The 14796-nt window shown below is 68.1% G+C and carries 16 protein-coding genes; 9 read left to right on the top strand and 7 right to left on the bottom strand.

The window, feature by feature from the left end; translation table 11 throughout:
* Positions 1–2: 2 nt before the first annotated feature.
* A complete protein-coding gene (locus G6032_RS13040; RefSeq protein WP_165282590.1) occupies positions 3–1004 on the bottom strand; it encodes a sigma 54-interacting transcriptional regulator in 1002 nt (333 codons plus the stop codon).
* Between the two features lie 172 nt (positions 1005–1176).
* Here G6032_RS13040 and pspA point away from each other — a divergent pair, with 172 nt between their 5' ends.
* The 7 genes from pspA to G6032_RS13005 all read left to right on the top strand — a co-directional run bounded on the left by pspA (position 1177) and on the right by G6032_RS13005 (position 6420).
* Positions 1177–1854: a phage shock protein PspA gene (gene pspA, locus G6032_RS13035; protein ID WP_165282589.1), complete on the top strand. Its 678-nt coding sequence runs from the start codon at positions 1177–1179 to the stop codon at positions 1852–1854.
* 48 nt (positions 1855–1902) lie between these two features.
* Positions 1903–2130: an envelope stress response membrane protein PspB gene (pspB, locus tag G6032_RS13030; RefSeq protein ID WP_165282588.1), complete on the top strand. Its 228-nt coding sequence runs from the start codon at positions 1903–1905 to the stop codon at positions 2128–2130.
* Complete coding sequence (locus tag G6032_RS13025) at positions 2127–2414, top strand: PspC domain-containing protein (RefSeq protein WP_165282587.1); 288 nt, start codon at positions 2127–2129, stop codon at positions 2412–2414. The genes pspB and G6032_RS13025 overlap by 4 nt, the downstream gene beginning before the upstream one ends.
* Positions 2411–2806, top strand: coding sequence for an envelope stress response membrane protein PspC (pspC, locus tag G6032_RS13020; protein ID WP_165282586.1), 396 nt, complete (start codon positions 2411–2413; stop codon positions 2804–2806). The genes G6032_RS13025 and pspC overlap by 4 nt, the downstream gene beginning before the upstream one ends.
* Before the next feature lie 82 nt (positions 2807–2888).
* The gene (locus G6032_RS13015) at positions 2889–3104 is read left to right on the top strand and encodes a hypothetical protein (protein ID WP_165282585.1); all 216 of its coding nucleotides are present in this window, start codon (positions 2889–2891) and stop codon (positions 3102–3104) included.
* Positions 3105–3178: 74 nt separating this feature from the next.
* Positions 3179–3895 carry an ABC transporter ATP-binding protein gene (locus G6032_RS13010; protein WP_165282584.1) on the top strand — a complete coding sequence of 239 codons (717 nt, stop codon included), beginning with the start codon at positions 3179–3181 and terminating at the stop codon, positions 3893–3895.
* Positions 3892–6420 (top strand): FtsX-like permease family protein, encoded by a 2529-nt coding sequence (locus tag G6032_RS13005; RefSeq protein ID WP_165282583.1) that lies wholly within the window; start codon positions 3892–3894, stop codon positions 6418–6420. The genes G6032_RS13010 and G6032_RS13005 overlap by 4 nt, the downstream gene beginning before the upstream one ends.
* A 6-nt stretch (positions 6421–6426) precedes the next feature.
* On the opposite strand, the gene G6032_RS13000 is transcribed toward G6032_RS13005, so the two are convergent.
* Positions 6427–8310 (bottom strand): EAL domain-containing protein, encoded by a 1884-nt coding sequence (locus tag G6032_RS13000; protein WP_165282582.1) that lies wholly within the window; start codon positions 8308–8310, stop codon positions 6427–6429.
* Entirely contained in the window at positions 8310–8696 is a 387-nt protein-coding gene (locus G6032_RS12995; RefSeq protein ID WP_165282581.1) for a polymer-forming cytoskeletal protein, read from the bottom strand. The genes G6032_RS13000 and G6032_RS12995 overlap by 1 nt, the downstream gene beginning before the upstream one ends.
* Positions 8697–8854: 158 nt before the next feature.
* On the opposite strand from G6032_RS12995, the gene G6032_RS12990 reads away from it, so the two are divergent.
* Both G6032_RS12990 and G6032_RS12985 read left to right on the top strand, forming a co-directional pair.
* The gene (locus G6032_RS12990; protein ID WP_206211981.1) at positions 8855–10543 is read left to right on the top strand and encodes an AMP-binding protein; all 1689 of its coding nucleotides are present in this window, start codon (positions 8855–8857) and stop codon (positions 10541–10543) included.
* Entirely contained in the window at positions 10536–11381 is an 846-nt protein-coding gene (locus tag G6032_RS12985; RefSeq protein WP_165282579.1) for a DUF3108 domain-containing protein, read from the top strand. The genes G6032_RS12990 and G6032_RS12985 overlap by 8 nt, the downstream gene beginning before the upstream one ends.
* Here the strand turns inward: G6032_RS12985 and G6032_RS12980 are convergent.
* Genes G6032_RS12980 through G6032_RS12965 form a run of 4 tightly spaced genes read right to left on the bottom strand, consistent with a single transcriptional unit; the run spans position 11378 to position 14744 of the window.
* On the bottom strand, positions 11378–11668 hold the full coding sequence (locus G6032_RS12980; RefSeq protein WP_165282578.1) for a hypothetical protein: 291 nt from the start codon (positions 11666–11668) through the stop codon (positions 11378–11380). The two genes, G6032_RS12985 and G6032_RS12980, sit on opposite strands and share 4 nt — an antisense overlap.
* 25 nt (positions 11669–11693) lie before the next feature.
* Positions 11694–12458 (bottom strand): SDR family oxidoreductase, encoded by a 765-nt coding sequence (locus tag G6032_RS12975; RefSeq protein ID WP_165282577.1) that lies wholly within the window; start codon positions 12456–12458, stop codon positions 11694–11696.
* Between the two features lie 10 nt (positions 12459–12468).
* Positions 12469–13551, bottom strand: a complete 1083-nt coding sequence (locus tag G6032_RS12970; protein ID WP_346763819.1) for a phosphotransferase family protein — start codon at positions 13549–13551, stop codon at positions 12469–12471.
* A complete protein-coding gene (locus tag G6032_RS12965) occupies positions 13548–14744 on the bottom strand; it encodes an acyl-CoA dehydrogenase family protein (protein ID WP_165282576.1) in 1197 nt (398 codons plus the stop codon). Before G6032_RS12965 ends, G6032_RS12970 begins: the two co-directional genes overlap by 4 nt.
* Positions 14745–14796 lie beyond the last annotated feature (52 nt).

The raw sequence follows: 14796 nt of genomic DNA, 5'->3' as shown, positions 1-14796 counted from the left end.
TCTCAGGACCGGGCCGGCGGCCGGCCGGCCCGCCCATTGCCGCCGATCCCGTGCTTGCGCAGCAGTCCCCGCAGCTGGTCGTAACTCAGCCCGAGCGATTCTGCGGCGCGGCGCCGGTTGCCGTCGCTGGCAGAGAGGGCCCGGGTCAGCAGCCGTCGTTCGAATTCGCCGACGACTTCACGAAAGTCCAGCGGCAGTGCAGCCGGCGGTGGCGTGGCGCCGGCGGGCCGCTGCGCTTGCGCGAAGGGATCGAAGTGGATTTCGTCGACGGGTGCCTCGGGCTCGGCCGCGCGATAGATCGAGCGCTCGACGGCGTTCTTCAACTCACGCACGTTGCCCGGCCAGGGCCAGGCCAGCAATGCATCGAGGGCCCGGTCGCTGAAACCGGGGAAGAACGGTCGCTTGAGCTCGGCGGTGAACCCCACTGCGAAATGCTGCGCGAGTTCGAGAATGTCCTCGGGACGGGCCCGCAGCGGCGGCACGTTGATCACGTCGAACGCCAGCCGGTCCAGCAGGTCCGCGCGAAACCGTCCCTCATGCGCGAGCAGGGGCAGGTTCTCGTTCGTCGCGCCGACGATGCGCACGTCGCACTGCAGCGTCTCGCTGCCGCCGACGCGCTCGAACTCGCCGTACTCGATGACACGCAGGATCTTCTCCTGCATGCGGGCCGGAAGAGTGCCCAGTTCGTCGAGGAACAGGCTGCCCCCGTCCGCGCGCTCGAAGCGGCCGATGTGGCGCCGGGTCGCGCCGGTGAATGCGCCGGCCTCGTGACCGAACAGCTCGGACTCGAGCAGGCTCTCGGTCAGCGCCGCACAGTTGAGCTTGACGAGGGGCTGTTCCCAGCGCGGCGACAGGTAATGCAGGCGTGCGGCCACGAGTTCCTTGCCGGTGCCGCGCTCGCCGATGATCAGCGCCGGCCGGTCCAGCGGAGCGAGACGCGAGACCTGTTCCAGCATCGCGCCGAATGCAGGCGAGGCGCCGAGCATCGGCGTGTTGTGGTCCATTTCCATTGGTCGTTTATACCGGTTAATGGTGTAACAGGCCAAATAAAAATGGTTATTAACGCCAGGTATTTTTTGAGGCTGAAGGAGTTATCAACGAAAACAGGCACTTACCAGCCAGGCAAAACTGGCACGGTTTCTGCAACGAGGTGTTCAAGACACCGGAGGAACCGCTATGGGCATTTTTTCCCGCTTTTCTGACATCGTGAACTCGAACATCAACGCTCTGCTGGAGAAGGCCGAAGACCCGGAGAAGATGGTCCGGCTGATCATCCAGGAGATGGAAGACACGCTCGTCGAGGTCCGCTCTGCGGCTGCGCGGGCCATCGCGGATCGCAAGCAGCTGGATCGCCGCCTGGGCGATGCGCGCCGCGAGGGAGACGACTGGGCGCGCAAGGCCGAACTGGCGGTGCGCAAGGGGCGCGACGATCTCGCGCGTGCGGCGCTCGCCGAGAAAGCGCATGCCGAGGAACGCATCACCGGCCTCGAGGCGCAAGGACAGCAGGTCGAGACGGTGCTGGCCCAGCTGAACGAAGACATGGCGCGCCTGCAGGAGAAACTGGCGGACGCCAAGACCCGGCAGAAGGCCATGATCCTGCGGCATCGCACCGCCGGCCACCGCCTCGAGATGCGCCGCCAGATCCACGAGACGAAGATCGACGACGCGCTGGTCAGGTTCGAGCAGTTCGAGCGCAAGCTCGAGGATGCCGAGGGCCGTGTGGAGGCCTATGATCTCGGCCAGCGAAAGGATCTCGGCCGCGAGTTCGCCAGCCTGGAGTCGGCGGAATCGGTCGAGGCCGAGCTGGCGGCGCTGAAGCGCCGCGTCGGCGAAGATTCGCGCGGTGAAGCCTGAGGTAAATGTCATGACCGATCATGAAACACGCGACCCGAGGCCACGGCCATGAGCGAGATCTTCGGTGTCTTTATGATCATCCTGGCCGCCGTCGTGCTGCCGCTGATGCTGATTCTTCACTACGTGACCAAGTGGAAGTCCTCGCGCACGCTGTCCGGCGACGAGCAGAGGATGCTGGAGGAGCTGTGGCAGGACGCGCAGCGGATGGAGAGTCGCATCAACGCGCTGGAAACGATCCTGGACGACCAGGTCCCCGACTGGAGGAGAAGGACATGAGGCGGCATCGCCACGCCCCCGCCGGCACCGTGTTTTACCGCGATCCTGCGAACGGGATGATCCTAGGCGTCTGCGCCGGGCTTGCCGACCAGTTCGGTTTCCGTCTCGGCGCCCTGCGCATCGTCGCCGCGCTGTCGCTCCTCCTGTTCACCATGCCGACCCTGCTGGTGTATGTCGTGGCCGGCCTGCTGCTGCCCGGCAAGCCCCTGCGTTATTACGGTGGACGGGACGAACGTGAGCTGTGGCGTTCGCGTCGCGGCGATCGCGGGGAGATGAAGGCATGAAGCGCGAACCCAATCCGGTCAGGTTCTATCGCGATCCGGTGAACGGCAAGTTCGGCGGAGTGTGCGCGGGCCTCGCCGAGTATTTCGGCTTCGACCTGGCGTTGACCCGCATCCTGACGGTCGTCGCGATGTTCTTCTTCCCGGCGATCTTCCTGGTCTACCTGGCGCTCTGGATGGTGTTGCCGACCAAGCCGGTGACGCTCTACCGCGACGAGGACGACCGCGAGTTCTGGCGGGGCTTGCGGGTTTCCCCGGCGGAAACCCTCTCCGAGGTGCGGCACCGGTTTCGGGCCGCCGACGCCAAGCTGCAACGCATGGAGCGTTACGTCACGTCGCGCAGCTTCGGCCTGGACCGGGAGTTCAAGGACCTCGAGCGAAGCGAGGGACGCTAGAATCATCGACTCCGGTCCCGCGGGCCGGCTACGCGCCGCCGCGTGTCGCGGTGTCGCTGGATGGAATTGAGGAGAGTTCGCCGTGAATCCTTTCGAAATGGTCGTCGTCATCGTGTTCCTCGCCATCGCCAGCTCGATGTTCTCGAGCTGGCTTAAACACCGCGCGAAGACGAGTGCGCCGGCCGACGATCGGCGCCTCGTCGATCTCGAAGAGCGCATCCGCGTGCTGGAGCGCATCGTCACGGATTCGGGGTACGATGTGCGCCGACAGTTTCGTGACCTCGAAAGGGATGCCTGACGGCGCCGCAGGCGCACTGGAACCAGTTTCCGGCTCGGGGCGAACACGCGGTCACACCCGCAAGGAAGCCCGCCATGCCGGCGCAAGACCCAGTAATTCACCAGGACCAGGCCATTCACGTCGAGCTCGACGGCGTCTGCAAGGACTATGACGAGCACGGCCAGCCACACCAGGTGCTCGACGGCGTCACCGCTCGCATCGCCCGCGGCGAGCTGATCGTCCTCGTGGGCCGTTCCGGCTCGGGCAAAAGCACCCTGCTGAACATCATCGGCGGCCTCGATCGCCCCAGCCGCGGCGAAGTCCGCATCGGCGGCGAGGCGCTCACGACGCTCTCCGAGGACCGTCTCGCGCGGCTCAGGCGCCGGGGGGTCGGCTTCGTATTCCAGTTTTTCAATCTCGTGCCCACCCTCACTGCGCTCGAGAACCTCTTGTTGCCGCTGGACCTGCTCGGGGTGCCGCGCGATGAAGCCGACGCGCGCGCGCGGCAGTGGCTGGAGACGGTCGGGCTGCCCGGGCGGGGCGATTCCTTCCCGGAGGAGATGTCCGGCGGCGAGCAGCAGCGGATCGCCCTGGCGAGAGCCCTGATCCACCGTCCGGGCCTGGTGATCGCCGACGAGCCCACCGGGAACCTGGACCTCGAGACCGCCCGCCAGGTGCTCGGCCTGCTTGACGATCTTTGCCGCCGCGAGGGGACCACGCTGGTCATGGCCACGCACAGCCCCGAAGTGATCGGCGTGGCGGATCGCGTGTTCACCATCCACGAGGGCCGGCTCGAGATCTCCACGCCGTGAGCCGGCTGCTGTCGCGCTCCGGAAGGCGATTCTTCGCTCGCCATCCCTGGCAGTACGCGCTTGCGGTCGCCGGCGTCGCACTGGGCGTGGCGGTGGTGCTGGGCGTCGACCTCGCCGGCGCAAGCGCCAAGCGTGCTTTCGACGCGAGCATGGACATGGTCATGGGCCGCGCCACGCACCAGGTGCTGCCGCGCTCCGGGCGCCTCGACGAGATGCTCTACGCCGAGTTGCGCGCGGCGATCCACGAACAGCCCGAACCGGTCGCCGCGGCGCCGAGCGTGGAGGGCGCAGTGACGTTCCCCGGCGGGCGCCGTGTCGTGCTGCTTGGACTGGATCCCTTCGTCGAGGCGCCGTTCCGCGACGACCTCGATGTCGCGACCGGCGACGTGGACCTGCTGGCGTTGCTCACGGAGCCCGGAACCGTCGCGCTTCCCGCTCCGCTCGCCGACGAACTGGGTCTCGCGCGCGGCGACACCGTGACGGTCACGACGGCCGAGGGCGAGCGTGCGTTGCGCATCGCGGGGCGCCTGGTCCCCGACCCCGACCGGGCCGCCGCCTCGTCAGGTTATGTCTTCGCCGATATCGCGACGGCCCAGGAGCTGCTCGGCATGGTCGGTGCCCTGAGCCGCATCGACCTGATCGCGTCCGACGAGGCGGCGGCGGCCCTGGCGCGGAGCCTGCCTCCGGAGGTCGAGCTGGTCGCCTCGGCGGCGCGTTCGCAAGCGACCTTCGGCATGACACGGGCCTTCCGGCTCAACCTCACGGCGCTGTCCCTGCTCGCCTTGCTGGTCGGCGCATTCCTCATTTACAGCACCATGAATTTCCTGGTCGTGCGGCGCACCCGGACCATCGGCATCCTGCGCAGCGTGGGCGTGGACAGGCGCGGCCTCGTGCGGAGCATCCTCGTCGAGGCCCTGACGGTGGGCGTACCGGGCGTATTGCTGGGACTGATCGTCGGGGCATTGCTGGGCTCCGGCCTGACCGGGCTGGTCGTGCGCACCATCGACGATCTCTACTTCAGGCTGCGGGTCGATGCGCTTGCGCTGGCCGGCTGGCCTTTCGTCAAGGCCGCGGCGCTGGGCCTGGGAGTGACGCTGCTCGCTGCACTCGGCCCCGCACTGGAAGCGGCCAGCATTCCGCCGCGCGCCGTCCTGTCCCGCGCGTCGATGGAACGCCGCACGCGCCGGCGCCTGCCCTGGCTGCTCGCGGCCGGCGGGGTGGCCCTGGTGCTTGCCGTCATGCTGCTGGCCGCGGGCCGGAATTCCCTGTTCATATCGTTTGCCGGCCTGTTCGGCGTGTTTCTTGCCTTCGCCTTCGCCACGCCGCCGGCGACCGCGGGCTTGATGATGCTCTTCGACCGGTTGCTGCCGCGCCGCGCGCCCGTACCGATGAGAATGGCCATCCGCGGCACGAGCGCCTCGTTGAGTCGCACGGGCGTCTCCGTGGCAGCGCTCACCGTCGCGGTGGCCACGGTGATCGGGGTGGGCCTGATGGTCAGCAGCTTTCGCCTGAGCGTGGACGACTGGTTGCGCCAGACCCTGATTGCGGACTTCTACCTGGCTGTCGATGACGCCTGGTGCCGCGGCGCCGGCGGAATCGGGGAGCTCACGGACGACCTGGCCGCCTTGCCCGGGGTGACGGACGTCGGCTTCTCGCAACGGCGGCGGCTGCAGGTCGGGGGCGAGGAGTGGCGCCTGTGGGCCGTGGATGCAGGCAGGGTGGGCCTGGGCTCGGAAATCCTGCAAGGGGATCCCGAGACGGCCCGGGCGAGATTCAGGACGGGCGAAGCGGTGCTCGTGTCGGAGCCGTGGGCCTTGCGCCGTGGCACACGGGTCGGCGACGAGATCACCCTGCCGACGCCCGCCGGGGAAAAAACCTTCCCGGTCGCCGGCGTGTTCCGCGACTACACGACGGACCGCGGCATCATCGCGCTGCACCGCGAGCGCTATCGGCAGCTCTGGGGGGACGAGTGCGCCGAGGGAATCGGGATAAGTTTCACGGCGGACACGCCACCCGAGGAGGCGCGGGCCGCCATCGAGAGCGTCCTGCCGTCCGGCAGCTCGATCTGGCTGTCGAACAACGCCGAGCTGCGCGCCGCTTCGCTGGCGGTCTTCGACCGGACCTTCACGATCACCCGTGTCTTGCAGGTGCTGGTCGGGCTGGTGGCTTTCCTGGGCATTCTCTCGGCCCTGCAGGCATTGCAGCTCGAGCGCCTGCGAGAGACCGCGGTGCTGCGCGCCGTGGGCTGGCTGCCGCGCCAGCTGCGCGCGCTGGTCGTCGCGCAGACGGGACTGCTGGGTTTCGCCGCCGGGCTGTTCGCGATGCCGCTCGGGATCGCGCTCGCCGGCCTGTTGGTGTTCGTCATCAACCGGCGCGCCTTCGGCTGGACGATGAGTTTCGAGGTCAGCGCGGGGGAACTGGGACAGGGCCTGTTGCTGGCCATGGGGGCCGCCCTGCTCGCCGGTCTCTATCCGGCGTGGCGCACCGGCCGCCGTCCGGTGGCGCAGGATCTGCGGGAGGAGTGAGGGCCGTCAGCGGCGGCCGTATCCCTCGCTCTGGCCGTGATCCTCGACGCGGTTCAGCAGCGCGGCATGCGGTGGGGGGCCCTCCTGCTGGGCCACGAGCATCTCGAGGTAGCGTTCGCCCGTGACCGGCTCGCCGAACAGGTGTCCCTGGCCGAAGGTGCAGCTCACGCGCTGCAGCAGCGCCAGCTGGGCCGTCGTCTCGATGCCTTCCGCGACGACGTCCATGCCGAGACTGCGTCCGAGGCCGACGATGGCCCCGACGATGGCTGCGCTGTTGCGTTCCTGGTCGGCGTCGCAGACGAAGCTCTGGTCGATCTTCAGCGTGCCGATGGGAAAATGCTGCAGGCTCGAGAGCGACGAGTAGCCGGTGCCGAAGTCATCGATCGAGAGATGCAGCCCGAGCTGGTAAAGGCGATCGAGCATGCGCAGGGTCTTCTCGCCGTGATCGATCAGGGTCGATTCCGTGATCTCGAGTTCCACGCAGGAGGGCGCCAGTTCGTGGCGGCGGAAAATCTCTTCGACCCCGGCGACGAAATTGCGTTGGCGCAGCTGCCGGAGGGACAGGTTCACCGCCACGCGGCCGGGCCATGGGACCCGTTTCTGCCAGAGGGAGAAGTCCGTGCAGACCCGGTCGAGCACCCAGTCGCCGATCTCGAAAATCAGCGTGTTTTCTTCCGCAAGCGGGATGAAAATGGCCGGCGGCACGTCGCCGCGCCGGGAATGGCGCCAGCGCAGCAGCGCCTCGCATCCGGCGATCCGGCCGTTGCGCAGGTCCACTTTCGGCTGGTAGACCACCTGGAACTCGTTCCGCCGGATGGCGCTGCGCAGCTCGCTCTTGAGCAGCAGCCGGTCGACGGCATCCCGGTTCATCTCCGGCGAATAGAAGCCGTAGGTATTCCCGCCGTTGTGCTTGGCGTGATACATCGCGGCGTCGGCATTACGGATCATGTCGATGACGTTGTCGGCGTTGTCGGGGAACAGCGCCACGCCGATGCTCGCGGTGAGCACGACCTCGTGGCCCTCGACATGAAATTTTTGTCCGAGCCGATCGAGCAGCATCCGGACGGTCGCGGCGACCGTGGCGCGCGGATCCTCGTCGGGCCGCAGGCCCTCGATCACGATGGCGAACTCGTCACCGCCGAGCCGGCCGATCAGGGTGCCGGACTCGGTGGCCTCGACGAGGCGGCGGGACAGGATTTCCAGGGCGCGGTCGCCGATGGGATGGCCGAGCCGGTCGTTGACGTCCTTGAAGCCGTCGACGTCGAGATAGAGAAGGGCGGCGCGGGTCGTGGACCGTCTCGCCCGCGCGATCGCCTGCTGCAGGCGATGCTGGAATTCCATGCGGTTCGGCACCCTCGTGAGCGCGTCGTAGCGGGCCAGGTAGCGGATGCGTTTCTGGCTGCGGTGCTCGCCGCTGAGGTTGCGGAACACCAGCACCCAGCGACGCACGCCGTCGGCCTCGACCAGCGGACAGCTCGTGAAAGACACGGCGAGTGCGGGGTCGGCCGCGGTCTTCAGCCGGGTGCTGCCCTGGGGCAGCAGGATATCGGTGTCGTCGAACACGCTCGGGGACGCCAGGGTGTGCAGGTCGTCGCCGCCCAGTTCCTCGGCCTTGCGCCCCAGGATCGTCGCAGCGGCCTCGTTGGCCTCCAGGATGCGGCCCTGCTCGTCGCTGACGATCACGCCGTCCTGCACGCGGTCGAGCACCTGCTCGAGGAACTGGTAGGTCCACCGCGCAGCGTCGAGCGATTTTTCGGCGTCGGCCTTTTCCGGGGGCGGCGGCGCAGGACGCGCCTGCCGCATGCGCCGCGTCCCCAGCCATGCGAGCGCCATGCCTGCCGCCAGCATCAGCAGCCCTGCGATCACCAGCGCGATGCCCGTGCCCTCCATCAGTCGCCGCGCCGCTCGTCGAAGCTGACGATCTCGCCCTCGCCGGTCGATTGCAGTTCCGCTTCGACCACGGCCCCGGCGGAAATCGAGATGCCTCCGGCGACCACGCGCCCGCGGATATGCGCCGAGGCGGTGATCTCGACCCGGCCCCGTGCGAGCAGTTCGCCGTCCAGTTCACCGGCCAGGATCACGTCGTCGGCCCGGATCGCGCCACGCCAGTGCCCGCCCGCCGCCAGCGTCAGCGCACCCTCGATGTCCGCATCGCCGATGACGCGTCCGGCGATGAGGAAGTGGCCTTCGCCCTGCAAGGACCCATTCAGTTCGGCGCCGGGGCCGAGAATGGTCGCGGGTGGGCCGACGCGATCCCGCATTCTTCGCTTGCGCATGCAACAACTCTCCGCGAAAAGCGCGACCCGCAGGTGCGCCGTGGACCAAGGGTAACCTATCTGTCATGGAATGCGATGTTTCCGCCGCGTCATGTTGCGGCGCATATAGCTGCCGGACTCCGCTGCTGATTTAATGCTTTTCCCTCGACTCGCTGGAGATGACGAAAGTGGAAAGGCCATGGATTGCAAGTTATCCCGCCGGCACGCCGGCCGATATCGACCTCGGCGACGGTGCCACCCTGGTCAGTATCTTCGAAGCCAGTGCGGCGCGCTTCGCCGCGCGGCCGGCGTTTTCCTGCATGGGGCGAACGCTGAACTACGGCGAGCTGGAACGAATGTCGGCCGAGTTCGCAGCCTGGCTGACCAGCGATCTCGGGCTGGCGCGCGGCACGCGGGTCGCGATCATGTTGCCCAACCTGCTGCAGTACCCCGTGGCGTTGTTCGGCATCCTGCGCGCCGGAATGACGGTGGTGAACGTCAATCCGCTCTACACCGCCCGGGAGCTCAAGCACCAGCTCGAGGATTCCGGCGCCGAGGCCATCCTGATCCTCGAGAATTTCGCCGCGACGCTCGAGAAAGTCATTGGCGAGACGCCGGTAAAACACGTGGTGGTGACGGCCGTCGGCGACCTGTTGCCGGCACCGAAGCGCCAGGTGGTCAATTTCGTCATCCGCAGGGTCAAGAAGATGGTCCCGGCCTACCGGCTCCCGGGCCACCTGCGCCTGTCCGAGGCGCTGGAACGCGGCCGCAGGCACGGCTTCGAGCCCGTGGTCGTCAACCAGGAAGACCTGGCGTTCCTGCAGTACACCGGCGGCACCACCGGCGTGTCCAAGGGGGCGATGCTGACGCACCGGAACATGGTCGCCAACCTGCGCCAGATGCATGCCTGGATCGGCGGCCTGGTCGACGAGGGCCGGGAAGTCGTCATCACGGCGCTGCCGCTGTACCACGTCTTCAGCCTGGTCTGTAACTGCCTGCTGTTCATGTCGGTCGGCGGCGTGAATGTCCTGATCACCAATCCGCGCGACATCCCCGCGTTCGTGAAGGAACTTTCCCGGCTGCCGTTCACGATCATCACCGGGGTCAACACCTTGTTCAACGCCCTGGTGCATGACCCCGGCTTCCGCAGCCTGGATTTCTCCCACCTCAAGTGGGCGGGCGCCGGCGGCATGGCGCTGCAGGCGGCGACCGCCCAGCGCTGGCACGAGATCACGGGCAAGACCGTGCAGGAGGGTTATGGCCTCACCGAGACTTCGCCGGTCGTCACCATGCAGCCCACTTCTTCCGACGAGGTGTTCAGCGGCACGATCGGCTTGCCGCTGCCGTCCACCGAGGTCGCGATTCGCAACGATGACGGCCAGGACGTCGCTCCGGGGGAACCGGGGGAGCTCTGCGTGCGCGGCCCCCAGGTCATGAAAGGCTACTGGCAGCGACCCGAGGCCACGGAGCAGGTCATGTATCCCGACGGCTTCCTGCGAACGGGTGACATCGCGACGATGGATGCGCAAGGCTTCTTCCGCATCGTGGACCGGAAGAAGGACATGATCCTGGTATCCGGTTTCAACGTGTTCCCCAACGAGGTGGAGAATGTCGTCGCACTGCATCCGGAGGTGATCGAAGCCGCCTGCATCGGCGTGGCGGATCCCAAGTCCACCGAGGCGGTGAAGATTTTCGTCGTGCGCCAGGAAGGCTCCAGCCTCGATGCCGCAGGCGTGATAGCGTGGTGCCGTGAAAGCCTTACTGCCTACAAGGTGCCCAAGCATGTCGAGTTCCGCGCGGAGTTGCCGAAGACCAACGTCGGCAAGATCCTGCGCCGGGCGCTGCGCGACGAGGCTGCGGGTGGCTGAAGGCGTCCGCAGCAGGCCGCTCGGCGCCTTGATCGTGGCGGGGCTCGCGGGGTTCACCCTGGCGGCGGTGCTGGCGGCTCCCGTGCTGGCGGGCCCGCCCGCGCCGGCGGAGCAGCCCGCGCCGGCGGAGCAGCCCGAGCAGGCGCATCAAGCGGAGCAGCAGGAACAGGTCACGACCCCGCCGGCCACGGACGAACTGGCCGTACCGCCTCACGAGGCGGTCTACCATGCCACGGCGCGCGGCATCCCGATCCGGGCCAGGCTGAGTCTCGAGGCGCAGGGCGACGAACTCTACATCTATCGTTTCCGCGCCGAACCCCGCGGCCTGCTCGGCTTCATCAACCGCGGGATCTCGGAGACGAGCCTGGTGATGGTCGGCGCAGACGGGACCATCCTGCCCCTGTCCTATCGCAAGCACGACGAGTTTGGCGGGCGCGATACCGACATGCGCTTCGACCTGGGCGAGGGCCGTGTGCATGTCGAGTATCGCGACCGAAAATCGGTCAGCGAGTGGCAACCGGGCATCTATGACCTCATGAGCCTGCGCCTGGTGCTCGCCAACGACCTGGCCCGGGGCGCACTGCAGGAGACCTACCGCTACATCGACGACCGGAGCCGGATCGAGGCCGTCGATGTCACCGTCGCTTGCCGCGAGACCCTGTCGACACCCCTGGGTAAACTCGATACGGTGCGGTTGACGTACCGCAGCGAGCGCAAGGACCGCCGTTTCACGCTCTGGATCGCGCCGGAGATGGATGCGGCCCTGGTCCGCTTCGAGCAGCACGAGGAAGGCAAGCTCAGGGGCAGCCTGGAGATCGTCGAGTACGAGCGCCGCTAGCGGCGCTCCGGGCGGGCCGTGTCGGCGGCCCCCGTCCGTGCGGCGCGGGCCTGGCGCAGGCGCCCGCCGAAGAACTGCCCTGCGAAATAGGCGCCGAGGAACAGGGGCAGCGACGCGAGCCGCCACTCCAGCCCGAGCCAGTGCCGGATGAGAAAGACCAGCGGCACCGGCGCATGCACGGCGACGAACCAGGTCGGCGACAGCTTGGCGAGTCCCGCGCGCCAATAGCCGAACGGCAGGTTGGCGGCACACACCAGGCCGAGCGCGATGAACAGGTCCAGGATCACGATGCCTTGCGGGCGTGGTCGGTCGTCACGCGAGGAAGCCGCCATCCACCGGCAGGCAGGTGCCGGTGACGTAGGAGGCGGCATCGGAGGCGAAGAACAGGATCGCCGGGGCGATTTCCGCGGGCTGCGCGACACGGCCCATCGGGATCAGCGGCAGGATCATGTTCAGCATCCGCTCGTTCTCCAGCAGGGCCGCGGCGAAGCGCGTCTCGGTGAGTCCCGGCAATACGGCGTTGACCCGCACTTTCCACGGCGCGCACTCCTTCGCGAAGGCTTGCGTCATGGAGATCACGGCGGCCTTGGTCACGGAATAGATACCCTGGCCGGGGCCCGGACGCACCCCGTTGATCGAAGAGGTGTTGACGATCGAGCCGCCGCCCTGGTTTTTCATCATCAGCGCCGCCTGCTGCGACATGAGGAAGTAGCCGCGCACGTTGACGTCCACGGTCTTCTCGATCATCGATGCGGGCGTCGAGGTGATATGGCCGAAATGCGGATTGGTGGCCGCGTTGTTGACCAGGATATCCAGCCGTCCGTGCTGCGCCGCGATCTGCTTGAAGGCCGCGTCGATCGACTCGGGCTCGCCGACGTGGCAGGCCAGCGCCGAGGCCTGGCCGCCGGCAGCCCGGATGGCCTCCGCGACGGCATCCACGCTGTCCTGTTTGCGGGAGCTCACGATCACGTGGGCGCCGTGCCGGGCGAGCAGGTGAGCGGTGGCCTCGCCGATGCCGCGCGATGCGCCGGTGACGAGCGCGACGCGGCCGTCGAGATTGAACAGGGAATCGCTCATGCGGGTCTCCTCAGGGCTGGTGCCGGCCGCCCGCCACCGATTCCGCCGTGCGGGACAGCACGGTGCAGAAACGGCCGAAGGGGGCGAAGGCGGGATTCTGCGTCTGGCCGAGCACGAAGCGGTAATAGATCTGCTGCACGATCACCGCCAGGCGGAACAGGCCATAGACATAGTAAAAATCGAAGCGCGCCGGGGCGAGCCCGCTGCGCGCGCAATAGTAGTCGACGAGGGCCCGGCGGGTCATCATGCCCGGCAGGTGGGTAGGCAGCATGCGGATCTGCTGCAGCGGCGCGGGATCGCCCGCCTCGACCCAGTAGGCCAGCGAGGCGCCGAGGTCCATGAGGGGGTCACCGAGCGTGGCCATCTCCCAGTCCAGCACGCCGCTGATGCGCAGCTGCCCGTCGCGACGCTCGAGCACCACGTTGTCGAACTTGTAATCGTTATGGATGATCGCGCTGCGCGCCGCTTCCGCAGGGCGGTTCGCTTCCAGCCAGGCCATCAGCGCCTCGTTATCCGGCACGTCGTCGGTGCGCGCGGCCCGGTAACGGCCCGACCAGCCGCTGACCTGGCGGGCGATGTAGCCCTCCGGGCGGCCCAGCTCCTCGAGGCCGGCCGCGGCCGGCTCGACGGCATGCAACTCGACATGCACGTCCACGAGGTTGCGGCACAACGCCTCCGCCTCTGCGGGTGAGAGCTCGAGACCGGCCGGCAGGTCGCGTCGCAGGATGACGCCGCGCAGTCGTTCCATGAGGTAGAAATCGCCGCCGAGCACGCCCGGATCAGCGCAGAACAGCACGGGGCGGGGCGCATAGGGGAAGGCCTCGTGGATGCGCGACAGGATCCGGTATTCGCGGCCCATGTCGTGTGCGCTGCGCGCCTTGGTACCGAAGGGCGGACGCCGCAACACCCATTCGCGCCCCGCTGCGCGCACGAGATAAGTCAGGTTGGAAGCGCCGCCGGGGAACTGTCCGATCTCGACCGGGCCGGCGACACCGGGCAGCGTTTTCGCGAGGAAAGCCGCCACGGCGACCGGGTCGAGTTCCTCGCCCTTGCGCGGCGCGTGCGCCTCCTCGACCGGCGCCACATGACTCACCGGCCGGCCGCCGATTTCAGCAGCCGGCGCGAGACCGCCATGCGATGTACCTCGTCCGGGCCGTCGTAGATGCGCGCGGCGCGCTCCTCGCGGAAGAAGAACGCGAGGATACGGTCGTCGGTGACGCCCAGGCCGCCGTGGGCCTGCACGGCGCGATCCACCACCCGCTGCATGACGTTGGCGGTGTAGTACTTGATCATCGAGACGCGCTCGCGTGCGGCGCTGAAGCCTTCCTGCTCGATCGTCCAGGCGGTCATGAGGACCAGCGCGCGTGCCGCCTCGATCTCCGCCGCGGATTCCGCGATCCAGTCCTGCACCGTACCCATCGCAGCCAGCGGCATGCCCGGCTTGATCTCGCGCCTGAGGACGTGGGACATCATCTCGTCCATGGCGCGCCGGCAGATGCCCAGCCAGCGCATGCAGTGGTGCACCCGGCCCGGGCCGAGACGCTCCTGGGCCATGGCGAAGCCGGCCCCCGCCTGGCCCAGCAGGTTGGCCGCCGGCACGCGCACGTTCTCCAGGCGGACCTCGCCGTGGCTGAAGAAGCCGTGTCCCGCGTGGCCCATGATCTGGATGTTGCGCACCAGCTGGAAACCCGGCCGGTCGGTCTCGACGAGGATCATGCTGGCGCGCCGATACTTGTCGGCCTCGGGATCGGTGACGGCCATGCAGATGCCGAAACTCGCGCCGTCGGCCGCGGTGGCGAACCACTTGTGGCCGTTGAGCACGAACTCGTCGCCGTCCCGTGCGGCGGTCGTGCCCATCCGGGTCGGGTTGGAGCCCGGGAACTCCGGTTCCGTCATCAGGAAGCAGCTGCGGATGTCGCCCGCGGCCAGCGGCGCGAGCCAGCGCTCGCGCTGCGCTTCGGTGCCGTGCGTGACGAGCAGCTCGGCGTTCCCCGCATCGGGCGCCTGGCAGCCGAACACGACATGCCCCAGGGGGCTGCGGCCCAGCACTTCGGAGATGAGTCCGAGCGCCACGAGCCCGCGGCCGCTGCCGCCTTCCTCGGGCGACAGGTTCGGCGCCCACCAGCCTTCCGCCTTGACCCGCTTCCGGCAGGCCGCGACGCCGGTCTCCACCTCGGTCCATTCGCCGGCGAGGAGATGCGCTTCGAGCGGTTGGACCTCGTCGATCACGAAGCTGCGGATGCGCTCGAGTCTCGCGGCGAGGTCGGCGTCTACGTGGAAATCCATGGTGGTCACCCGGGCTGGGAAGGCGTTGACCGCGCATTGTAAATGCTCCGGT

Source organism: Wenzhouxiangella sp. XN24 (genome assembly GCF_011064545.1).
Taxonomy (GTDB): domain Bacteria; phylum Pseudomonadota; class Gammaproteobacteria; order Steroidobacterales; family XN24; genus XN24.
This window is presented reverse-complemented; position numbering and strand designations above follow the sequence as displayed.